This is a genomic window from Actinophytocola sp. (assembly GCF_035942955.1).
In the GTDB taxonomy this organism is placed as follows: domain Bacteria; phylum Actinomycetota; class Actinomycetes; order Mycobacteriales; family Pseudonocardiaceae; genus DASYTH01.
Genome location: NZ_DASZCQ010000101.1, coordinates 1 through 20,653 on the forward strand (window position 1 = coordinate 1; position 20,653 = coordinate 20,653).

Sequence of the window (20,653 nt, forward strand, 5' to 3'; positions counted from 1 at the left end):
CTGCAGCCCGGTCATCTCCAGCTTCTCCAGCACGATCCGCCGGATCTCCGCCTCGGACTTCTTGGTGTGCTCCCGCAACGGAAACGCCACGTTGTCATACAGGTTCATCGACCCGAACAACGCACCATCCTGAAACAGCACTCCGAACAGCTTGCGCGTCTGGTAAAGCTGATGCTCCGAGCAGGTGCAGATGTCCACGCCGTTGATCACGCAGCTGCCCCGGTCGGGCTTGAGCAGGCCGATTACCGTCTTGAGGAACACCGACTTGCCGGTGCCGGACGGGCCGAGCATCACGCTGACCTCACCCGGCGGCAGCGTCAGCGTGACGTCCCGCCAGATGGTCTGCCGGCCGAACGATTTGGTCAGGCCCTCGACGACGACCTCGGCGCCCATCGAACCTCCCGCATCCGCTCGGGCCTCACCTACGTGCAACGACCGCGGCACGCGTGGGTTACTCGTCAGTTGGGTGGGCAAGTTACCCAGTTACGTACTGTGCGGCCAGTCGGGGGCCGGAATGCCGAACGGGTCACTTCAGGGAGACGGAAGCCCCGGCGGCCTCCAGCTTCTCCTTGGCGGCGTCGGCCTGCTCCTTGTTGACCTTCTCCAGGACCGGCTTCGGCGCGGCCTCGACCAGCTCCTTGGCCTCCTTGAGGCCAAGGCCGGAGACGACCTCGCGGACCACCTTGATGACCTGGATCTTCTTCTCGCCCGCGGCCTCGAGGACGACGTCGAACTCGTCCTTCTCCTCCGCGGCCTCGACGGGCGCGGCCGGGCCGGCAGGGCCGGCGGCCACGGCGACCGGGGCGGCCGCGGTGACGTCGAACGTCTCCTCGAACTGCTTCAGGAAGTCCGACAGCTCGAGCAGCGTCATCTCCTTGAACGCGTCGAGCAGCTCCTCGTTGCTCAGCTTCGCCATGATGGCGGGTTCCTCTCTGTACTACTGGTGGTTGTTCAGCTCTCGGCGGGGGCTTCCGCGGGGGCCTCGGCCGGCCCTTCCGCGGCGGCGCGCTTCTCCTGCAGGGCGGCGACCAGGCGGGCCGCCTTCGTGGCGGGCGCGGCGAACAGGCCGGCCGCCTTCGAGAGGTTGCCCTTCATGGCGCCCGCCAGCTTGGCGAGCAGCACCTCACGCGAGTCGAGGTCGGCGATCTTGGTGACCTCGTCCACGCTCAGCGGGCGGCCGTCCATGTAGCCGCCCTTGATGACCAGCCCCTTGTTGTCCTTGGCGAAGTCCCGAAGCGCCTTCGCCGCGTCCACCGGCTCGCCCGTGACGAAGGCGATCGCGGTGGGCCCGATGAACAGCTCCTCGAGACCCTGCACGCCGGCATCCTCGGCGGCGCGCTTGACCAGGGTGTTCTTTGCAACGCGGTAGGTCGCGCCGGCGCCGAGAGAGCGACGCAGCGTGGTCAGCTGGGACACGGTGAGGCCGCTGTACTCGGTGATGACCGCCGCCGAGCTGGAGCGGAACTTCTCCGCGATCTCGCTGACGGCCGCCACCTTGTCCGGCTTCGCCATGGCGTCGCCTCCTCTCTGGGTGTCGTGACCGCCGGCAGGAGTCCGACCCCGGGAGACGACGAACGCCCCGGCGCAGCAGCACGGGGCGTCATGAGCGCGGATGCGCTCGGATAACCACGTCCTCCTGCGCGGGCCGCCCGCGTTCGCGGGACCTTCGCCTCCAGAGGGAGGAACCAGCGGTCTTCGGTAGAACCTCGCCAAGAGTACGTGACCGGGTGTCGGCGCTCCAACTCACCCTGCATGATGGAGGTCGTGCCCGAGAACGAGCAGCAGTCCGGACCGCCGGCGCTCCGCCCGCCAGGCGAACCGGCGCCGTCCTCGCCCAGCCCACCACCGCAACCCATCGACCCGGAGCAGGTCCGCCAGTTCCAGCAGTTCCAACAGTTCCAGGAGCTCATGCGCCAGCAGGGCGGCAACGAGCTGCTGCTGCCGCCCGCACCGAAACGCCCGCTGTGGCAACGGATCCTGCGTGGGAAACTGTTCCGCCGACTGGCGCTGCTGGCGATCATCGTGCTCACCGCGCCGCTGTGGTGGCCCCTGCTGCTCACCTCGATCGTGAGCCTCGCGGTGCTCACCTTCGGCGCGAGTGGCGACCAGCAGTCGAGCACGGGGGGCGGCGGCGGGACCTACCACACCAACCACATCCTCAAGGACTCCCCTTACGAGTCAGTGCGCCAGGTCTACCAGCGCATCGCGGACAACTCGGAAACGTTCGCCTGTGGTGTCTTCACCGATGAGGCCGCACAGCAATTCGCCAACAACTACAACGCGACCGACTGTCCCGCCGCAGTCGCGAAGCTGAACGCGCAGGTGGACAAGGCCCCCGGAAGCATGAACGCCTACGCCGAGCCCGACTTCCGTGGCAAGCGCGGGGAGCCCCACGGGGACATGATCGCGATCAGCTCGTGCGAGCTGGGAGTCAGCGCGGGTCCTAGATTGGGCGAGTTCACGGTAAGCCGGGTCGAGCTAGGGCAGTGGATCATCACCGGGCACCGGCTGGAGAGCTGCTGACTCCGGTCAGGAGCCGGGCTCGCCGTAGCGGCGGAGCAGCTCCTCGTTCCAGGTGAGGCGGCCGGATCTGAGGTCGTCGATCACCGAGCGCACCCAGCGCAGCTCGGCTCGGGTCACCGCGTCGCGGTACTCGTCGTCGAGGAGGAACAGGCGCGGCAGCCCGGCCGGGATCTCCGCGCCGGACGAGGCTAGCTCGGCCTCGAGGGCGCCGGCCCGCGTCTCCAGCTGGCGCAGCACGTCCTCCGGCTCCAGCAGCATCAGCACCGACAGGGCCGCGGGGAACTCGGGGAACTCGCGAGCGCGGGCGGAGAGCATGGTGCGCACCCAGGAGGTGAACGTGGCCCGGCCCGCGTCGGTGATCTCGTAGACGGTGCGCTCCGGCCGGCCCTCCTCCCTGGCGGTCTCCCGAACCGCGATCAGGCCGGCCCGCTCGAGGCGCCCGATCGTCTGGTAGACGCTGTTGCGCTGCGCGACGTTGGCGATCTGATCCTTGCCCCGCTCCTTGATCAGCTGCTGCATCCGGTACGGGTGCATCGGCGCCTCGGCCAGCAGGGCCAGCACCACCAACGCCAGCGGGGAATGGGCTCGACCCGTCACGTCCGCCACCCTAGCCACCGTCATCCCGACCCTCCTTGCCGTCGATAGTTATAGTATGTATAGTCATAGTATGACTTACAAGGCACTGATCATTGGAGGCGGGATCGCCGGGCCGGTGACCGCCATGGCGCTGCGGCAGGCGGGCATGGACCCGGTGGTGTACGAGGCCTACCCGCGCGACGCGAATGGCGTCGGCGCGTTCCTCACCCTGGCCGTCAATGGACTGGATGCGCTGCGCGCGCTCGATCTGCACACCTTGGTGCGGGACAAGGGGTTCGACACCCCGACGATCGCGCTGTTGACCGGTGGCGGGCGCCGGCTCGCCGAGTTCCCCACCGGTGCGCTGCCGGACGGCACCGTGACCCAGACGATCATGCGGGCCACCCTGTACGGCGCGCTGCGCGACGAGGCCCGGTGCCGGGGCGTGCCGGTCGAGCACGGCAAGCGGCTGGTCGACGCCGAGCGCACCGCGACCGGCGTCGTGGCCCGGTTCGCCGACGGCAGCGAGGCGGAGGGCGACCTGCTGATCGGCGCCGACGGGCTGCGGTCGGTGACCCGCGGGCTGATCGACCCTGCCGCACCCGAGGCGCGGTACGTGCCGCTGCTCAACACCGGCGGCATCGCGCGGGGCGTAGCCGTGGACGCCGAGCCGGGCGTGTTCCAGATGATCTTCGGCAGGCGGTGCTTCTTCGCCTACATCCTGCATCCCGACGGAGCCGTGTGGTGGTTCGCCAATCCCCCGCAGGCCAAGGAGTTGAGCCGGGCCGAGCTCGCCGCGATCTCGCCGGAGGCGTGGCGGGCGCGGTTGCTCGACCTGTTCGGCAGGGACGCGACGCCCGCGGTGCGGCTGATCGAGGCGACCGACGACATCGCCGCACCGTGGAGCACCTACGACTTCCCGTCGGTGCCGACCTGGCACCGGGACCGGATGATCATCATCGGCGACGCGGCGCACGCCATGTCACCGGCCGCCGGCCAGGGCGCGGCGATGGCCATGGAGGACGCGCTGGTGCTGGCCAAGTGCCTGCGCGACCTGGAAAGCATCGACGCGGCGTTCGCCGGTTACGAGCGGCTCCGCCGGGAGCGGGTCGAGCGGACGGTGGCGCAGGGCAAGCGCAACGGCGACGGGAAGGCGCCGGGGCTGCTGTTGCGACTGCTGCTTCCGTTGGTGTTCAAGCTCAAGCGCGACACCGAGGACCTCACCTGGATGTGGGAGCACCACATCGACTGGGAGTCCCCGGTCGGGGTCTGAAAGCGACGAGGGCCCCACGCCGGGTGGGGCCCTCGTCGTCGTTGCTCAGGAGGCCGGTTCCTCGACCAGCAGGTTGCGGGTGCGGGCCGGGTCGACCGGGATGCCCGGCCCCATCGTGGTGCTGAAGGTGACCTTCTTGAGGTACCGGCCCTTGGCCGCGGACGGCTTGGCCCGGATGACCTCGTCGAGCGCGGCGGCGTAGTTCTCCACGAGCTTCTCCGGCTCGAACGACGCCTTGCCGATCACCAGGTGCAGGTTGGCCTGCTTGTCCACCTTGAAGTTGATCTTGCCGCCCTTGATGTCCCGCACCGCCTTCTCGACGTCCATGGTCACGGTGCCGGTCTTCGGGTTCGGCATCAGGCCGCGGGGGCCCAGGATCCGGGCGATCCGGCCGACCTTGGCCATCTGGTCCGGGGTGGCGATCGCCGCGTCGAAGTCGGTCCAGCCACCCTGGACCCGCTCGATGAGGTCCTCGACGCCCACCCAGTCGGCGCCGGCGGCCTCGGCCTCGGCGGCCTTGTCACCGGCGGCGAACACGACGACGCGGGCGGTCTTCCCGGTGCCGTGCGGCAGGTTCACCGTGCCGCGCACCATCTGGTCGGCCTTGCGCGGGTCGACGCCGAGCCGGATGGCCACCTCGACGGTCGCGTCCAGCTTGACCTTGTTGGTCTCCTTGGCGAGCCGGACGGCCTCCAGCGGCGAGTACAGCTTCGTCCGGTCCACCATCTCCGCGGCGGAGCGGTACGCCTTGCTGCGCTTTGCCATTGCTGTTCCTCGATTCTGTGGATCAGTTGTGGTGCGGGCCAGCGCGGGCCCTCCCACGGTGTTGAATTGTCCTCGCTCGTTCCTCGCTCGGACGGCTCGCGGCCTTGACGCGATGTCTTCCCTCGTCGCTGCTCGGTCGCTGGGCGACCTGCGCTGCTCCTCAGTCCAGACATCGCCGGCCGACTCGCACCCGAGTTACTCGACCGTGATGCCCATGGACCGAGCGGTGCCGGCGATGATCTTGGCGGCTTGGTCGACGTCGTTGGCGTTGAGGTCGGTCTTCTTCTGCTCGGCGATCTCACGTACCTGGTCCCAGGTGACCTTGCCGACCTTGTTGCGGTGCGGCTCGCCGCTGCCCTTCTCCACACCCGCGGCCTTGAGCAGCAGCTTGGCCGCCGGCGGCGTCTTGAGCTTGAAGTCGAACGACCGGTCCTCGTACACGGAGATCTCGACCGGCACCACGGTGCCCCGCTGCGACTCGGTCGCGGCGTTGTAGGCCTTGCAGAACTCCATGATGTTCACGCCGTGCTGGCCGAGCGCCGGACCGACCGGCGGCGCCGGGTTGGCCATGCCGGCCGTGATCTGCAGCTTGATGATCGCCGCAAGCTTTTTCTTCTTCTTGGGTGGCATTCCTGTGTTCCTACTTTCCGTCGTTCCGCACGGCCGAATGGCGGCGGCCGGGCGGCTGCCAGTCCGAAGTAGACTGATCAGATCTTGGAGACCTGGCTGAACGACAGCTCGACCGGCGTCTCCCGGCCGAAGATCGACACCAGGACCTTGAGCTTCTGCGCGTCCGGGTTGACCTCGCTGATCGTCGCCGGCAGCGTGGCGAACGGGCCGTCCATCACCGTGACCGACTCGCCCACCTCGAAGTCCACCTCCACGACCGGGCCCTTGGCCGGCGCGGCCGCGGCCTTGCCGGCGCCGGCGGGCTTGGCCTGCTGCTCCTGCGGGAGCAGGAACTTCAGCACGTCGTCGATGGACAGTGGGGACGGCCGCGAGGTGGCGCCCACGAAGCCGGTGACGCCCGGCGTGTTGCGCACCGCGGACCAGGAGGCGTCGTTGAGGTCCATCCGGACCAGGATGTAGCCGGGCAGCACCTTGCGCTGGACCTGCTTGCGCTGCCCGTTCTTGATCTCGGTGACCTCCTCGGTTGGCACCTCGACCTGGAAGATGTAGTCCTCCATGTCCAGGGAGTGGATCCGGGTCTCGAGGTTGGCCTTGACCTTGTTCTCGTAGCCGGCGTACGAGTGCACGACGTACCACTCGCCGTCGGCCTTGAGTAGCGCCTCACGCATTTCCGCGGCCGGGTCGGCGATCTCGCCGTCGCCGTCCGCGACGTCCTGGGACTCGGCAGGCTCCTCGGCCTCCGCGGGCGCGGGCACGACCGCCGCGTCAGCGTCGTCACCGACGCTGTCGGGCAGGCTGGTCAGCTCGTCGCTGCCGACGGCGCCGTTCTCGGAGCTCACAATGGGTCTCGCTTTCCTTTCATCGATGGGTCGTCCGGCTCACCCGAACACCCACAGCACACCCTTGGCCAGACCGAAGTCCATCCCCGCGATCAAGGCCACCATGATGGCAAGGAAGACCAGCACCACGGCGGTGTAGGTGATCATCTGCTTGCGGGTCGGCCAGATGACCTTGCGCAGCTCGGCGACCACCTCGCGGAGGAAGCGGAAGATCCGTGCGAACAGGCCCTGCCTGGCGACCTTGCTGTCGTCCCGCGCCCTCGTCGGCCGGCCCTTGGCGTCGGCGGCCTTCTCGGCCGGCTCCGGCTTGGCCGCGCGGCGGACCTTGCCCTTGGCGTCCGGGCCGGTCTTGCCCTTCGGGCTCGCCTTCGTGGTCTCGGCGGTCTCGACCGGGTCCTTGCGGGCGGCCGGCCGCGCAGTGGCCCGGCGCTCGCGCCGCGACGCGGCTGTGACCGGACGAGAGGGGCGCTCCTGCCCGTTTTCCCGCTCCGTGTTGTCGGCCACGCCAGCTCCTCCGCTCACCTCTTGGTCTGGTGCAGGGGCGACAGGACTTGAACCTGCAACCTGCGGTTTTGGAGACCGCTGCTCTGCCAGTTGAGCTACGCCCCTCCGCGGCCGCCGCGAGGGGGTGCGTAGCCGCGTTCGGTGGACGCCATCGACCCTCCCCACTCGCACCGTGGGGCTGGCGGTGACGTTCCAAGTTCCGAAGTCTACGGCAACACCTGGGGATCCCCCCAACCGACCGGTCTGAGACGATGTGCCCATGGCGGCAAGGCGCGTCTCGGCGCGAATCGGTGGGATCAGCGAGTCGGCCACCCTGGCGGTGGACGCCAAGGCGAAGGCGCTCAAGGCGGCCGGCCGACCCGTCATCGGGTTCGGCGCAGGGGAGCCGGACTTCCCGACCCCGGCCTCGATCGTGGCGGCCGCGGTCGAGGCGGCCAAGGACCCGCGCAACCACCGCTACACCCCGGCCGCGGGCCTGCCCGAGCTGCGCGAGGCCATCGCCGTCAAGACCGCGAGGGACAGCGGCTACCCGGTCACGGCCAGCCAGGTCGTCGTGACCAACGGCGGAAAGCAGGCCGTGTACCAGGCCTTCGCCACGCTCCTCGACCCCGGCGACGAGGTGCTGCTGCCCGCGCCATACTGGACCACCTACCCCGAGGCGATCGCACTGGCCGGCGGCGTCCCGGTGCCCGTGGTCACCGACGAGTCCAGCGGCTACCTTGCCAGCGTCGAGCAGCTCGACGCCGCCCGCACCCCGCGCACCAAGGCGCTGCTGTTCTGCTCCCCGTCCAACCCCACCGGCGCCGTCTACCCAAGCCATCTGGTCGAGACGATCGGCCGCTGGGCCGTCGAGCACGGCATCTGGGTGATCACCGACGAGATCTACGAGCACCTCGTCTACGACGGCGTCCAGACCGTGTCCATGCCGGTGGCCGTGCCCGACCTGGCCGACACCTGCATCGTGGTCAACGGCGTCGCCAAGACCTACGCCATGACCGGCTGGCGGGTCGGCTGGATGATCAGCCCGCCGGACATCACCAAGGCGGCCGCCAACCTCCAGTCCCACCTGTCCTCCAACGTCGCCAACGTCTCCCAGCGCGCCGCGCTCGCCGCCGTCTCCGGCCCGCTCGACGCCGTCGCCGAGATGCGCGAGGCCTTCGACCGCCGCCGCCGCACCATCATCAAGCTGCTCAGCGACATCCCCGGCGTCGACGTCCCCACCCCGCAAGGCGCCTTCTACGCCTACCCCTCGGTAAAATCCCTGCTAGGCAAGGAGATCCGCGGCCAACGCCCGGAGACCAGCGTCGAGCTGGCCGCCCTCGTCCTCGAGCACGCCGAAGTCGCCGTGGTACCCGGCGAGGCATTCGGCACCCCCGGCTACTTCCGCCTCTCCTACGCCCTCGGCGACGACGACCTCGCCGCCGGCGTGACGCGGATGGGAGACCTGCTGCGCGAGGCGCGGTAAGCCCGGCGGGCTGGATCCGGGGGCCCGGGGCTGGGGGCGTTGGTGGGCGGGGGTTCCAGCTCGGTGATTCGGCTTGGCGATCTACTGCGCGAGGGCTGCCGAACCCCTCACGAAGATCACACATACAATCCTGCACGGCTCGCAACTCGCGTAGTGCAACGTGCTTTTTGATCTTGATTGACGAGCCGGCCGTGTTTCGACGATCCGGCGTTCCGCAGGTACGGAACGCACGAACTGAGGGATGAGATGCAAGTACCACAAGGGAGTTCCCAGCCGTACCACTCAGCGCAGCCGCAGAACGGGCTGGGCGTGGCCGGCTTCGTGTGCGGTTTGATCGGGCTCATCTTCAGCGTCATCCCGATCATTGGCGTGATCGCGTGGCCGCTGGTCATCATCGGGATCGTGTTGTCGGCGGTGGGCCTGAACTACGCCAGCAACGGCAAGGCGAACAACAAGGGTATTGCCATCGCGGGGCTGGCGGTGTCCGTCGTCGGCCTGTTCATCTGCATTCTCTGGGTCGCGGCGATCGGCTGAACCGAAGCGGGGGTGAGCGTCTCGGTGGTGGCGGCGTGGCGTTGGCCGCGCCGCCACTACCGAACCCGGACGAATGCGGTGGCTTTGCCGAGGACCGTGCGGCCGTCGAAGCGGGCGGTGATGTCGATGCGGAGGGTGCCGTCGTCGCGGCGGGCGCCGATCTTGCCGGTGAGTTCGACGAGGGCGCCGAGGTCGTCGTTGGGGACGATGACGGGGCGGGTGAAGCGGACGCCGTACTCCACGATGCACGCGGGGTCGCCGAGCCAGTCGGTGACGAGGCGGCCGCCGAGGGCCATGGTGAGCATGCCGTGGGCGATCACGTCGGGGAGGCCGACCTCGCGGGCGAGCTTCTCGTTCCAGTGGATCGGGTTGAAGTCGAGCGCGGCGCCGGCGTATTTGATCAGATCTTTGCGGGTGATCCGGACGTTGAGCGGTGGGAGCTCGTCGCCGACGGAGGCGGAGGCGGCGGCCGGGTTGATCATTGTTTTCCCCGTACGACGAGGGAGGCGCGGGCGGTGACGACCAGCTCGCCGGCCTCGGTGTTGATCTCCGCGCGGATGGCGAGGAAGTCGTTGCCGGCCCTGGTCATGATGTCGTCGACGTAGCTGGTGACGGTGAGCCGGTCGCCGGCCCGGACCGGGCGGGCGTAGCTGAAGGTCTGGTCGCCGTGGACCATCCGGCCGTAGTCGAGGCCCAGCTCGGGGTCGTGGATGATCACGTCGATGGCGCGCAGGTTGATGATCGTCACGAAGGTGGGCGGCGCGAGCACGTCCTCGTGGCCGGCGGCCCTTGCGGCCTCGGGGTCGTGGTAGAGCGGGTTGGAGTCGCCGATCGAGTCGGCGAACTCCTTGATTTTCTCCCGGCTGACCTCGTAGACCCAGGTCGGGGGGTAGGTCCGCCCCTTGAACGACTGATCGAGCGCCATCGGTCAGGCGGCGTCGCTCAGCGGGTTTCCTTGTGCGACGTGTGCTTGCCGCAGTTCGGGCAGAACTTCTTGAGGGTCATGCGATCCGGGTCGTTACGCCGGTTCTTCTTGGTGATGTAGTTGCGGTGCTTGCACTCCTCGCACGCCATCGTGATCTTGGGTCGCACGTCAGTGGCAGCCACGGCCTGGCCTCTCCTTCTTCCCTCGAGTAGCGGTGGCCGGACTTGAACCGGCGACACAGCGATTATGAGCCGCTTGCTCTACCGACTGAGCTACACCGCCCCGACATGACTATGCCGCGGTACCCCACAGCGGTGCACCGCGATCTTGTCATCGAGCCCCAATACGGAATCGAACCGTAGACCTTCTCCTTACCATGGAGACGCTCTGCCGACTGAGCTATTGGGGCGGGCAGGCCTTGACGAGGGTACACAAGGTGGCCCGGGGTTGGGAAACCGGGTTCTTGCTCACGACGACAGCGTCAGCACCGTCTCGTTGCGCAGCCCGGGCGCCTGCGTCGTGCGGGCCTGCAGCCACGCCTCCAGCCGGTTCTCCGACAGCGGCCGGGAGATCAGGTAGCCCTGGGCGACGTCGCAGCCCATCGCGGCGAGCTGGTCGCGCGCGATGTCCTCCTCGACGCCCTCGGCCACCACGGTCAGCGACAGCGAGTGGCCGAGCTCCACGATCGAGCGGACCACCGCGAGGTCACCGAGGTCCGAGCCCATGCCGAGGACGAAGCTCTTGTCGATCTTCACCTCGTCCACCGGCAGCTGGCGCAGGTAGGCCAGCGAGGAGTAGCCGGTGCCGAAGTCGTCGACGGCCAGCACCACGCCGAGCGTGTGCAGCCGGCGCAGCACCGGAAGGGCCCGCTGCGGGTCGGCCATCACGCCGGACTCGGTCAGCTCCAGCGTCAGCAGCTCGGCCGGCACCCGGTGCCGCTCGAGCCGCTCGGCCACCCGGTCCGGGAAGCTCGCCTCGGCCAGCGACCGCACGGAGATGTTCACCGCCGCGGACAGCCACAGGCCGCGGTCCATCCATTTGCGCACCCGGACCAGCGCCTGGTCCAGCATGAAGTCGGTGAGCGCGTCGACCAGCCCGGCGGCCTCGATGGCCGGCACGAACTCGTCGGGGTCCAGCGGCCCGAACTCCGGGTGCTTCCAGCGGACCAGCGCCTCGACGCCGAGCAGCTGCCGGCTGGGCAGCGCCACCTTGGGCTGGTAATGCACCTTGACCTCGCCGGTCTCCAGCGCCGCCCGGAACTGGCTGACGAGCTGGAACCGGCGCAGGAAGATCTGCCCCATGCTGGGCAGGTAGCCGCGCACCTTCTCGCCGCTCGAGCGCGCGGCGCGCAGCGCGACGTCGGCCCGCTGCAGCAGCGTGTCGACGTCCAGCGCGACGGTCGGGTTGGTGTCGATCTCCGCGCCGCCGTGGCCGCCGGCGATCGTCGACGGGGACGAGTAGCCGATGACCGAGCCGGCCTCGACGGTCAGCCGGTCGACCGGGTACGGCGCGGACAGCTCCGTGCACAGCCGCTCCGCCACCGCGTGCGCCTCCTCCAGCGACACGTCGGTGATCAGCGCGGCGAACGCCCCGCTCTCCAGCCGGGCCAGCGGCACGTCGGTGCCGAGCACGTCGCGCAGGCGCCGGCCGGCCGTGATCACCATCCGGTCGCTCCACGCGTAGCCGAGCGCGTCGCTGATCGTGGACAGCACGTCGAGGTCGATGCGCAGCACCACGGAGCGGGGGTCGACGCGCAGCCGCTCGCCGGCCGCCTGCCGGAAGCCGGGCCGGTTGAGCAGCCCGGTGAGCGGGTCGTGGTACGCGTCATGGCGCAGCGTGGCGAGCAGCCGGCGGTTGTCGATCGCGGTGGCCAGGTGGCTCGCCGTCGTGCCGATCATGCGCAGGTCGGCCTGCCCGAACCCGCGCCAGCGGGACAGCTTGTCGTGCACCTCCACGAAGCCGAGCAGGTGGTTGGCGCTGCGCAGCGGAACGACCAGCGCCTCATCGACGCCGCGGCGCATGAGCGACTGGCGGATCTCGGGCACCGAGTCGGACCGGCGGAAGTGCCGCACGTGTGAGCCGGGCAGCCGCAGCAGCGGGTCGGCCTTCACACCGCTCACCTCGAGGGTGTACAGCTCGGCCGGCAGCGGCTCGCCGGACACGAACGCCCGCATCGGACCATGGCCGCCCAGCTGCAGGCGGATCACGACCCGGGCCGCGCCCAGCTGATCCTTGATCCGGTGGGCGATCCCCTGCCACTCGTCGATGTCGATGTCGGCGGTGTCGTCCAGCCCGGTGGCCGGGCGGGCGGCCGCCCGGTGCCCCGCGCGGGCCACGATCAGGCTCACCTCGGACAGCGCCTCGAGGTCCCGCTGCTCGCGCACCAGCCCGGAGTAGGCCAGGTACAGCGCGGACAGCCCGCCGAGCGCGATCAGCACCAGCGGCCAGCCGGCCTCGATGTGCGCGGCCACCTGGTAGCCGACCACGCCGACGGAGGCGTTCACGACGCCGAGGACGAGGATCCGGGACACCAGCCGGATCGCGGCGCCGACCCGCATCCGCCGGCCGAGTATGTGCACCGCGACGAGGGCGAGCAGCGTGCTCGACGCGGGCGCGGCCAGCGCGCCGGCCAGCACGCCGAGCCACTGCGGCCCGAGCCCGCCGAGCGTGGTGTTCAGCAGCGCGGCCACCGAGAAGGCGCTGGCGATCTCGATGATGAAGACGCCGGTGTTGTAGACGATCCGGTCCTGCACCCGGCGGGCCAGGTAGGTGCCGACCCCCGCGGCCAGGTGGGCGGCCAGCACCACCTGGAACGGCGCCACGAACAGCCCGATGACCAACGGGATCTCGGTGAACGAGATGGTCCACGACACCCCGCCGCGGACGTCGATGTTGACCGCGAGCTGCTCGGCGACCAGGAACCCGATGGCAAGCAGGATGCCCACCCAGATCCACTCGGCGCGCGGCTCCATCGGCTGCCACCACGACACCAGGGCGGCGGCGATCAGCCCGAAGATCAACACGGTCATCGAGAAGACGACGAACCGGCGGTTCGGGAGCTGATCCTCAGTCAGGTGCGGGACGGGTAACGCGGGCGCCGGCACGACGGCCGGCAGAACCTCGGTGTTGCTCGCACCAGACTGGTCCGGCATGCACACCTCCTCGGCCGTCCGGGTCCGAGCAACTAGACACTGTTGTCCCACCACTGATGACGGCATACGGTGGGCACGTCACGGTCGCGTTACTGTACCCCGATCGGGCGAAGATTCCGACTGCGCCGACCGGCCGCCCGGATGCCTCCGGCCGGCCCACCACGGGCCGCGTCACGTGCGAAGATCATGACTCCGGAGCGGAACCCACGAATCGCCGACAACCCCGGTGGCGCCCAGGAAACGACCAAGATCTGCCACCTCGGCCCGCACCCCCGTCCACACCCGGCGGGCGAGGGTGTCGAACGGATCGACGGTCACCGTCACCCGGTCCCGCCGGCGGGTCTGCCGCCAGGTGCCGACCACCCGCCCGTCCACGAGCACCGCCGGCATGATGAACCCGCCCCCGGCCTGGATCCGGCGGTCGAACTCGCGGGGCACGGCCAGCTCCCGGCTCCGGTAGCCGAGCAGGTAGGTGTCGAAGTGGCCGAGCAGCCGGACCTCGGGCCGCGACCCCGCCGGCACCGCGACATCCTGCCCGGCAAGGACGAACGCCCGCTTCCCGGCCACGGCCACGGCCTCGATCTCGCCGGCCAGCCCGTCGAACGCGGCCCGGCACCGGCCGAGCGGCAGCCCGCACCACGACGCGAAGTCCTCGGCCGCCGCCGGCCCGTGACCGCCCAGGTAGCGCCGCGCCAGCCGGGCAAGCGCCTCGTCCGGCGGCACGGGCGGCGGCGGGGGCACCCAGTCGGCGACCCGGACGTAGGTCGGCTCGTCGCCGTCGGCATCCGGCCCGCGGCACACCAGCCCGGTCATCGCCGCGTACGCCAGCAGGTGCGCCGGCGCCTGGCTCCGCGGGTCCAGCACCACCCCGCGGTCGGCGATCCGGCGCACCAGCTCGGCCCGCACCAGCGGTCCGGACTCGGCAAGCACCGCGTCGACGGCCGCCACGCCCCGCTCACACGTCGCCTCGTCGAGCCCGAGCTGCCGCCGGCGGCCGGCCAGTCCCCCGGCGAAGTACGGCCCGAGGAGCCCGACCGTCCACGACAGATCCTCCGCGGCCAGCATGTGCAGCGTTCCCCGCATGGCCCAGGTGCGCACCACGAGCCGAGCACGAACCGCGGCGTCCACATCGGACTGCACGAGGCCCGCGGTCCGCACCCGCACCGCGAGCCGGCAGGCCCGCACGTCCTGCGCCTGCAGCCCGACCACCCGGCGCACCGCGTCGGCCGTGCTCGCCGACCGCTCCGCCCCGAGGCCCTGGGCCCGCGCCCGCGCGGCCCTGGTCCGCGCCGCCGTCAACGCCTTCACGCCGGCGACGGTAGCGCCGCGGCAGCTCAGGCACGCCCGGTCGGCAGTAGATTCCCGTGGTGATCGCCGGCCGGATGCGAACACGGTCGGCAGGCCGTGTCCGGGTGGGAACGGTGGCCTCGACGTCTGGGGTGAGAGGCACCGCCGGGTGCCGGCAGGGAGGAGAGACCGTGAAGTACATGATCATGATGTTCGGCTCGCAGCGGGACTACGACATGCTCACCGGTAAGGACACCGACAAGCCGGCCTGGTCCGCCGGGGACGTCGCCAAGCTGCACGAGTTCATGGAGTCGTGGAACCGGGCCCTGGTCGAGTCCGGCGAGTTCGTCGACGCCCAGGGACTGTCCGCGCCCGTGCACGCGCGGCGGATCGAGCTGAAGGACGGCGTTCCGGTCGTCACCGACGGGCCGTACGCGGAGACCCAGGAGGTGCTCGCCGGCTACACGATCGTGGAGTGCGACAGCTTCGACCGGGCTACCGAGATCGCCGCACGCCTGGCGGACACACCGCACCCGGAGGGGGCGAGCCTGGGCCGCGACTGGTACGTCGACGTGCGCCCGGTCGTCGGTTCCGCCGCCGAGCTGGACGTCTGACCGCTGGTGGCCGACGCCGAGGTCGAGGACCTGCTGCGCCGCCTTGCGCCGCGGGTCCTCGGCGCGCTCGTGCGGCGGTACGGGCACTTCGACACCGCCGAGGACGCGGTGCAGGAGGCGCTCCTCGCCGCCACCACGCAGTGGCCAACGGAGGGCGTCCCGACCAACCCGATGGGATGGCTGCTCACCGTCGCCTCCCGACGGCTGACCGACCTGCTGCGCTCCGAGCAGGCCCGCCAGCGCCGGGAGGACACCGTCGCCAAGTGGACCCTGCCGACCGACCGGATCGCGCCCCCCGCCGACAGTCCGGCGGCGCCCTCCGACGACACCCTGATCCTGCTGTTCCTGTGCTGCCACCCGGCGCTGTCCCCGGCCTCGCAGATCGCGCTCACCCTGCGTGCGGTCGGCGGCCTGACCACCGCCGAGATCGCCAGGGCGTTCCTCGTGCCGGAGTCGACCATGACCCGGCGGATCAGCCGGGCCAAGCAGAGCATCAAGAGCAGCGGGGTCGGATTCCGGATGCCCCCGCCGGCCGAGGTCCCCGAGCGCCTCGCCGCCGTCCTGCACGTCCTCTACCTGATCTTCAACGAGGGCTACGCCACCACCTCCGGCCCGACCCTGTACCGCGTCGAGCTGTCCACCGAGGCCATCCGCCTCGCCCGCCTCGTCCACGCGCTGCTGCCCGACGACCCCGAGGTCACCGGCCTGCTCGCGCTGATGCTGCTCACCGACGCCCGCCGCCCCGCCCGCACCGGACCCGACGGCGCGCTGATCCCCATGGCCGAGCAGGACCGCACATTGTGGAACAAGGCGTACATCGCCGAGGGCGTCGCCCTGCTGTCCGAGGCCCTCCCCCGCGGCGCCCCCGGTCCCTACCAGCTCCAGGCCGCCATCGCCGCCCTTCACGACGAGGCCCCCACCCCGGAAGACACCGACTGGCCCCAGATCGTCGCCCTCTACGAGGTGCTCCGCCAGACCTCCGACAACCCCGTGGTCTCCCTCAACCACGCCGTCGCCGTCGCCATGGCCGACGGCGCCCCCGCCGGCCTGGCCCTGCTCGCCGAGCTGGAAACCGACCCCCGCCTCGCCGACGACCACCGCCTGCACGCCGTCCGCGCCCACCTTCTCGAGATGACGGGCGCGCTCACCGACGCCCGCGCCGCCTACCAGGCCGCCGCCCGCCTCACCCACAGCCTCCCCCAGCAGCGCTACCTCCACACCCGCGCCGCCCGCCTCCCCGACCCCGGGTGACGACCGTCATGCCGCGGCCCGTCGGCCCGATCTACCGGCGGGAGGGGGACCGGGATGCAGGTGGGCGGCGGCGAGAAAAGGCTTACCTGCGGGCGGCGCTTGGCAGGCTGTGCCCCTCAGTTTTCGCACCACCTCTGACTCCCATCCCTGCTGACATCGGAGGTCTGGTAGTCAAATCCCGGATCACATCGGCAGAATCGCCTGCATCGAGCTCGAAGAACCGGCGGGTCAGCCCGCGGCGCCGGCCGCCATGGCCACCGACATCACGTAGTCGCCGTAGCCGGACTTGGCGAGGTTGCGGCCGAGCTCGTAGCAGGCGTCGGCGTCGATGAAGCCTCGATCAAGGGCGATCTCCTCGAGGCACGCCACCCGCACGCCGGTGCGGTGCTCGAGCACCTGGACGAACTGCCCGGCCTCCAGTAGCGAGTCGTGCGTGCCGGTGTCCAGCCAGGCGAAGCCCCGGCCGAGGTCGAGCAGCCGGGCCCGGCCCTGGCGCAGGTACTCCAGGTTCACGTCGGTGATCTCCAGCTCGCCGCGTGCCGACGGGGTCAGGCTCTTGGCGATCTTGACGACGTCGTTGTCGTAGAAGTACAGGCCGGTGATCGCCCGGTTCGACCGGGGCTTGGCCGGCTTCTCCTCGATGGACACCAGCCGGCCGTCGGCATCCACCTCGCCGACGCCGTACCGGCCGGGATCCCTGACCTGGTAACCGAACAGCACCGCACCGTCCAGGGTGGACACCGCGTGCTGCAGCAGGCCGGAGAAGCCGGTGCCGAAGAAGATGTTGTCGCCGAGCACCAGCGCCACGTCGTCGCTGCCGATGAAGTCCGCGCCGATGAGGAACGCCTCGGCAAGGCCGTTGGGCTCGGGCTGCTCGGCGTAGTCGAACCGCAACCCCAGGTGCGCGCCGTCGCCGAGCAGCCGCCGGAAGTTGGGCAGGTCGACCGGGGTGGAGATGATCAGGATCTCCCGGATGCCGGCCAGCATCAGCACCGACAGCGGGTAGTAGACCATCGGCTTGTCGTAGACCGGTAGGAGCTGCTTGGACACCGCCTGGGTGATCGGGTGCAGGCGGGTGCCGCTGCCGCCGGCGAGCACGATGCCTTTCATTGACCTCCCATTCGGCGATAACTTCGGCGACGTTACCTTCAGGCACGAACGTGTGAGGGTCGCCATGACCGACGCCATGACGAGAGCCGCCCGCGAACGCGACCGTGCCGACCGCTACCACCAGCAGCTGTGCCGCGTCGCCTACCTCATCGGCTTCTACGGCGCCAGGGCCGGGCACACCGAGAACCCCGATCTCGCCGACCTCGTCCGCCAGCTCGACGAGATCACCCAGGATCAGCGGTAGTTGGTGAACTGCAGCGCGATGCCGAAGTCCTCGCTCTTGAGCAGGGAGATGACCTCCTGCAGGTGATCCTTCTTCTTGCCGGACACCCGCAGCTGGTCGCCCTGGATCTGCGCCTGGACCCCCTTCGGGCCCTCGTCCCTGATCTTCTTGGCGATCTGCTTCGCCTTGTCCGAGGCGATGCCCTGCACGATCGTCCCGGTCACCTTGTACACCTTGCCCGACGGCGCCGGATCCCCCACGTCGAACGCCTTGAGGGAGATGTTCCGCTTGATCAGCTTCTCCCGGAACACCTCGATCGCCGCCCGGCACCGCTCCTCGGTCTCGGCCTGGATGGTGACCGCCTCGTCGCCCGCCCAGCTCACCCGCGCCCCGGTGCCGCGGAAGTCGAAGCGGGTGGACAGCTCCTTACTAGCCTGGTTCAGCGCGTTGTCCACCTCCTGCCGATCGACCTTGCTCACCACGTCAAACGACGGGTCCGCCACGATTCCTGCACCTCCACCTCGAGGACTGATAGCCCGGATGCTACCGCCGCCCCACCCCCGCACACCCATACCGCCTTGGCACCGCCCCCACCCCATTAGGTATCGTTTCGCCAGCCAAGCCGGGTTGCCCGAGCGGCCAAAGGGAGCTGACTGTAAATCAGCCGGCACAGCCTACGGAGGTTCGAATCCTTCACCCGGCACGTGTCTCGGGCGACGTGTGTCCGCGGAAAGCGCGGACCGCGTCGACCCGGATGATGTTGGGGGCCGAGCCCCCCAAACCCCCTACGGTGCTCGCTCCTTTCGACCCAGCGTGGGTTCGTTGGCGGGGGACCAGCGATTCGGTTGCGGGGCGGGCGATCAGGGGTGGGTGAGCTGGGCTCAGTGGCCGCGGGCCATTTGTTCCAGGCGGCGGATGCGGTCTTCGATGGGGGGGTGGGTGGAGAACCAGCGGGCTAGGCGTTCGCCGGGGCGGAAGGGGTTGGCGATCATCAGGTGGGATTGGGAGACCACCTGGGGTTCGGGGGCCAGGGGGGCGACCTTGGTGCCCATGTCGATTTTGCGGAGGGCCGATGCCAGAGCCAAGGGGTCGCCGGTGAGGTCGGCGGCGGAGGCGTCGGCCTGATATTCGCGGGAGCGGCTGACGGCCAGTTGGACGACGCCGGCGGCGACCGGGCCGAGGATGGCGATCAGCAGCATGGCGAGCGGGTTGGGGCGGTCGTCGCTGGAGCCGCCGAACAGGCCGGCGAGCATGGCGAGGTTGGCCAGAACGCTGACCACGCTGGCCAGGGCGCCGGCGACGCAGGAGATCAGGATGTCGCGGTTGTAGACGTGGGACAGCTCGTGGCCGAGCACAGCGCGCAGCTCGCGCTCGTTGAGCAGTTCGAGGATGCCGGTGGTGCAGCAGACGGCGGCGGTGCGGGGGTTGCGGCCGGTGGCGAACGCGTTGGGGGCCATGGTGGGGCTCACGTAGAGCCGCGGCATCGGCTGGCGGGCAGCGGTGGCCAGCTCGCGGACGATCCGGTACATCGCCGGCTGCTCGGCCTGGGAGACCGGCTGGGCCCGCATGGCGCGCAAGGCGAGCTTGTCGGAGTTGAAGTACGCGTAGCCGTTCATCAGCAGGGCGATGCCGAAGCCGATGATCAGCGCAGTACGTCCGAACAGCGAGCTCACCAACAGGATGAGCGCACTCATGCCGCCGAGCAGGAGCGCTGTCTTCAGCCCGTTGAAGTGCCTGTGCACGTCGTGGCGCCTCCCATGGGTTTCAGCGGGTTGTCCGTCCGGGAGAACGAACCGGATTCCGGTGAGGTTCCTGCCGACCCGCTGACCTGGTGGTTAGTTGCCGCTCTGGCCGCGGCGCCAGTACGTCGTCGGCCGCACCCGGTGCCGTTCCAGCCGCCGCTCGTCCAGCAGGTGCCGGCGCACGGCGAGCACGGCGGAGCGCTCCCCGGCCACCCAGGCCTCGGTGCGGTCCTCGGGCAACACGGCTGACCGGACCGCCCGCTCGAGCAGGTCGGGCCGGCCGTCGCGGTGCAGCCAGGTGATCTCGGCGGCCGCCGCGGTGGGCAGCGGCTGCTGTTCGGCGGCGTCGGCGACCTCGACGTACACCAGCGCGCGGGCCCCGGCCGGCAGCTCGCGCAGGATCGCCGCGATCGCCGGCAGCGCGGTCTCGTCCCCGGCCAGCAGGTAGGTGTCGACGTCCGGGGCAGGGCGGTAGGCGGGCGACGGGCCGACGAAGATCACCTGATCGCCGGGCCGGACGCGCTGGGCCCACGCCGACGCCAGCCCGTGCTCGCCGTGCAGCACGAAGTCGAAGTCGATCTCGCACGCCGCCCCGTCGTACCGGCGGATGGTGTACGTCCTGGTCAGCGGCCGGACCCGGGACCACATGGCCCTGGCCGACTCCAGCGTGAGCGGCTCGGGCAGCGTGACGCCGTCGGGATAGAAGTAGAGCATCACGTTCTGGTCGGTGCCCGCGGCGGGAAAGTCGGCCAGCTCGTCGCCGGCAACGGTGACCCTGGCCATTCTGGGCGTGACCCGCTCGACCCGGCGGACCGGCACCCGCCACAGTCGCACCGGCGGGCGGCGGGAAGCGTGCGGGGCCGCGGTCGTGGAACTCGTCGTCATCGCCTTCCATCATGACGCGGCTCGCCGGCCCGACTCCTCCCGCGGTACCGTTCGTTCGAACGAACAGGAGGTCGCCATGCTCGAGCCGCGCACCGAGGACCTCCGCTTCGCCGGCCTGGAGGCCCTGGCCGAGCGCCTGGCCGCCGGCGAGGTCACGTCGACCCGGCTGACCACCGACGCGCTGGCTTGGATCGAGGCCACCCAGCCCAAGCTCAACGCGTTCCGCCGGGTCCGCGCCGATGCCGCCATGGCCGAGGCGGCAGAAGCGGACCGCCGCCTGCGTCTGATGGTCGCTCCCCCGACCACCCAGGCCTCGCGTCCGCTCCACACCGCCGGGCGGCGCGCGCCGCTGCTC

At 70.3% G+C, this 20,653-nt stretch carries 24 protein-coding genes, 4 tRNA genes and 1 pseudogene; 9 read left to right on the top strand and 20 right to left on the bottom strand.

The annotated features are described in order from the left end of the window. The 3 genes from VGX25_RS10170 to rplJ all read right to left on the bottom strand — a co-directional run. Nucleotides 1–393, bottom strand: a 393-nt coding sequence (locus VGX25_RS10170; RefSeq protein ID WP_326917393.1) for an ABC transporter ATP-binding protein, incomplete at its 3' end; no start/stop codon positions are given. A 133-nt stretch (nucleotides 394–526) separates the two neighbouring features. Beyond that, nucleotides 527–916, bottom strand: coding sequence for a 50S ribosomal protein L7/L12 (gene rplL, locus VGX25_RS10175; protein WP_326917394.1), 390 nt, complete (start codon nucleotides 914–916; stop codon nucleotides 527–529). Nucleotides 917–951: 35 nt separating this feature from the next. Beyond that, entirely contained in the window at nucleotides 952–1,512 is a 561-nt protein-coding gene (rplJ, locus tag VGX25_RS10180) for a 50S ribosomal protein L10 (protein WP_326917395.1), read from the bottom strand. 252 nt (nucleotides 1,513–1,764) lie between these two features. On the opposite strand from rplJ, the gene VGX25_RS10185 reads away from it, so the two are divergent. After that, nucleotides 1,765–2,523 (top strand): hypothetical protein, encoded by a 759-nt coding sequence (locus tag VGX25_RS10185; RefSeq protein WP_326917396.1) that lies wholly within the window; start codon nucleotides 1,765–1,767, stop codon nucleotides 2,521–2,523. 6 nt (nucleotides 2,524–2,529) lie between these two features. Here the strand turns inward: VGX25_RS10185 and VGX25_RS10190 are convergent, their stop codons facing one another. Further along, complete coding sequence (locus tag VGX25_RS10190) at nucleotides 2,530–3,120, bottom strand: PadR family transcriptional regulator (RefSeq protein ID WP_326917397.1); 591 nt, start codon at nucleotides 3,118–3,120, stop codon at nucleotides 2,530–2,532. 70 nt (nucleotides 3,121–3,190) lie between these two features. Here VGX25_RS10190 and VGX25_RS10195 point away from each other — a divergent pair, with 70 nt between their 5' ends. Continuing rightward, nucleotides 3,191–4,372 (top strand): FAD-dependent monooxygenase, encoded by a 1,182-nt coding sequence (locus VGX25_RS10195; protein WP_326917398.1) that lies wholly within the window; start codon nucleotides 3,191–3,193, stop codon nucleotides 4,370–4,372. A gap of 45 nt (nucleotides 4,373–4,417) precedes the next feature. On the opposite strand, the gene rplA is transcribed toward VGX25_RS10195, so the two are convergent. From rplA to VGX25_RS10220, 5 genes are all read right to left on the bottom strand, one after another. Then, nucleotides 4,418–5,137, bottom strand: a complete 720-nt coding sequence (rplA, locus tag VGX25_RS10200; protein ID WP_326917399.1) for a 50S ribosomal protein L1 — start codon at nucleotides 5,135–5,137, stop codon at nucleotides 4,418–4,420. A 195-nt stretch (nucleotides 5,138–5,332) separates the two neighbouring features. After that, complete coding sequence (gene rplK, locus VGX25_RS10205; protein ID WP_326917400.1) at nucleotides 5,333–5,767, bottom strand: 50S ribosomal protein L11; 435 nt, start codon at nucleotides 5,765–5,767, stop codon at nucleotides 5,333–5,335. A 77-nt stretch (nucleotides 5,768–5,844) separates the two neighbouring features. Next, entirely contained in the window at nucleotides 5,845–6,606 is a 762-nt protein-coding gene (gene nusG / locus VGX25_RS10210) for a transcription termination/antitermination protein NusG (RefSeq protein ID WP_326917401.1), read from the bottom strand. Nucleotides 6,607–6,645: 39 nt separating this feature from the next. Next, nucleotides 6,646–7,110, bottom strand: coding sequence for a preprotein translocase subunit SecE (gene secE / locus VGX25_RS10215; RefSeq protein ID WP_326917402.1), 465 nt, complete (start codon nucleotides 7,108–7,110; stop codon nucleotides 6,646–6,648). Nucleotides 7,111–7,142: 32 nt separating this feature from the next. Then, nucleotides 7,143–7,215: transfer RNA gene (locus VGX25_RS10220), tRNA-Trp, on the bottom strand. 154 nt (nucleotides 7,216–7,369) lie between these two features. Here VGX25_RS10220 and VGX25_RS10225 point away from each other — a divergent pair. Then, entirely contained in the window at nucleotides 7,370–8,575 is a 1,206-nt protein-coding gene (locus VGX25_RS10225) for a pyridoxal phosphate-dependent aminotransferase (protein WP_326917403.1), read from the top strand. A 309-nt stretch (nucleotides 8,576–8,884) separates the two neighbouring features. After that, on the top strand, nucleotides 8,885–9,109 hold the full coding sequence (locus VGX25_RS10230) for a hypothetical protein (RefSeq protein WP_326917404.1): 225 nt from the start codon (nucleotides 8,885–8,887) through the stop codon (nucleotides 9,107–9,109). A gap of 56 nt (nucleotides 9,110–9,165) precedes the next feature. On the opposite strand, the gene VGX25_RS10235 is transcribed toward VGX25_RS10230, so the two are convergent. The 7 genes from VGX25_RS10235 to VGX25_RS10265 form a co-directional block, all read right to left on the bottom strand. Further along, nucleotides 9,166–9,591, bottom strand: coding sequence for a MaoC family dehydratase (locus VGX25_RS10235; protein WP_326917405.1), 426 nt, complete (start codon nucleotides 9,589–9,591; stop codon nucleotides 9,166–9,168). Then, nucleotides 9,588–10,034, bottom strand: a complete 447-nt coding sequence (locus VGX25_RS10240; RefSeq protein ID WP_326917406.1) for a MaoC family dehydratase N-terminal domain-containing protein — start codon at nucleotides 10,032–10,034, stop codon at nucleotides 9,588–9,590. The genes VGX25_RS10235 and VGX25_RS10240 overlap by 4 nt, the downstream gene beginning before the upstream one ends. Nucleotides 10,035–10,051: 17 nt before the next feature. Continuing rightward, nucleotides 10,052–10,216, bottom strand: a complete 165-nt coding sequence (gene rpmG, locus VGX25_RS10245) for a 50S ribosomal protein L33 (protein ID WP_349256610.1) — start codon at nucleotides 10,214–10,216, stop codon at nucleotides 10,052–10,054. 27 nt (nucleotides 10,217–10,243) lie between these two features. Further along, nucleotides 10,244–10,316: transfer RNA gene (locus VGX25_RS10250), tRNA-Met, on the bottom strand. Nucleotides 10,317–10,370: 54 nt separating this feature from the next. Next, a tRNA-Thr gene (locus tag VGX25_RS10255) sits at nucleotides 10,371–10,443 on the bottom strand. A 58-nt stretch (nucleotides 10,444–10,501) separates the two neighbouring features. After that, nucleotides 10,502–13,186: an EAL domain-containing protein gene (locus VGX25_RS10260; RefSeq protein ID WP_326917407.1), complete on the bottom strand. Its 2,685-nt coding sequence runs from the start codon at nucleotides 13,184–13,186 to the stop codon at nucleotides 10,502–10,504. 171 nt (nucleotides 13,187–13,357) lie between these two features. Next, complete coding sequence (locus VGX25_RS10265) at nucleotides 13,358–14,494, bottom strand: winged helix DNA-binding domain-containing protein (protein ID WP_326917408.1); 1,137 nt, start codon at nucleotides 14,492–14,494, stop codon at nucleotides 13,358–13,360. A 179-nt stretch (nucleotides 14,495–14,673) separates the two neighbouring features. Between VGX25_RS10265 and VGX25_RS10270 the strand changes: the two genes are divergently transcribed. Then, the gene (locus tag VGX25_RS10270) at nucleotides 14,674–15,087 is read left to right on the top strand and encodes a YciI family protein (RefSeq protein ID WP_326917416.1); all 414 of its coding nucleotides are present in this window, start codon (nucleotides 14,674–14,676) and stop codon (nucleotides 15,085–15,087) included. A 6-nt stretch (nucleotides 15,088–15,093) separates the two neighbouring features. Continuing rightward, on the top strand, nucleotides 15,094–16,338 hold the full coding sequence (locus VGX25_RS10275; RefSeq protein ID WP_326917409.1) for an RNA polymerase sigma factor: 1,245 nt from the start codon (nucleotides 15,094–15,096) through the stop codon (nucleotides 16,336–16,338). 228 nt (nucleotides 16,339–16,566) lie between these two features. Here the strand turns inward: VGX25_RS10275 and rfbA are convergent, their stop codons facing one another. Next, nucleotides 16,567–17,448, bottom strand: a complete 882-nt coding sequence (rfbA, locus tag VGX25_RS10280; protein ID WP_326917410.1) for a glucose-1-phosphate thymidylyltransferase RfbA — start codon at nucleotides 17,446–17,448, stop codon at nucleotides 16,567–16,569. Nucleotides 17,449–17,512: 64 nt separating this feature from the next. On the opposite strand from rfbA, the gene VGX25_RS10285 reads away from it, so the two are divergent. After that, a complete protein-coding gene (locus VGX25_RS10285) occupies nucleotides 17,513–17,692 on the top strand; it encodes a hypothetical protein (protein ID WP_326917411.1) in 180 nt (59 codons plus the stop codon). On the opposite strand, the gene VGX25_RS10290 is transcribed toward VGX25_RS10285, so the two are convergent. Continuing rightward, nucleotides 17,683–18,174, bottom strand: coding sequence for a YajQ family cyclic di-GMP-binding protein (locus VGX25_RS10290; RefSeq protein WP_326917412.1), 492 nt, complete (start codon nucleotides 18,172–18,174; stop codon nucleotides 17,683–17,685). The two genes, VGX25_RS10285 and VGX25_RS10290, sit on opposite strands and share 10 nt — an antisense overlap. A 118-nt stretch (nucleotides 18,175–18,292) precedes the next feature. Between VGX25_RS10290 and VGX25_RS10295 the strand changes: the two genes are divergently transcribed. Then, nucleotides 18,293–18,374, top strand: a tRNA-Tyr gene (locus VGX25_RS10295). Nucleotides 18,375–18,552: 178 nt separating this feature from the next. On the opposite strand, the gene htpX is transcribed toward VGX25_RS10295, so the two are convergent. Then, nucleotides 18,553–19,413 (bottom strand): zinc metalloprotease HtpX, encoded by an 861-nt coding sequence (gene htpX / locus VGX25_RS10300; RefSeq protein ID WP_326917413.1) that lies wholly within the window; start codon nucleotides 19,411–19,413, stop codon nucleotides 18,553–18,555. Nucleotides 19,414–19,506: 93 nt separating this feature from the next. Then, nucleotides 19,507–20,298: a siderophore-interacting protein gene (locus VGX25_RS10305; protein ID WP_326917414.1), complete on the bottom strand. Its 792-nt coding sequence runs from the start codon at nucleotides 20,296–20,298 to the stop codon at nucleotides 19,507–19,509. Between VGX25_RS10305 and VGX25_RS10310 the strand changes: the two are divergent. Next, nucleotides 20,282–20,653 (top strand): annotated as a pseudogene (locus VGX25_RS10310) (hypothetical protein); the annotation flags it as partial. The gene VGX25_RS10305 and the pseudogene VGX25_RS10310 sit on opposite strands and share 17 nt — an antisense overlap.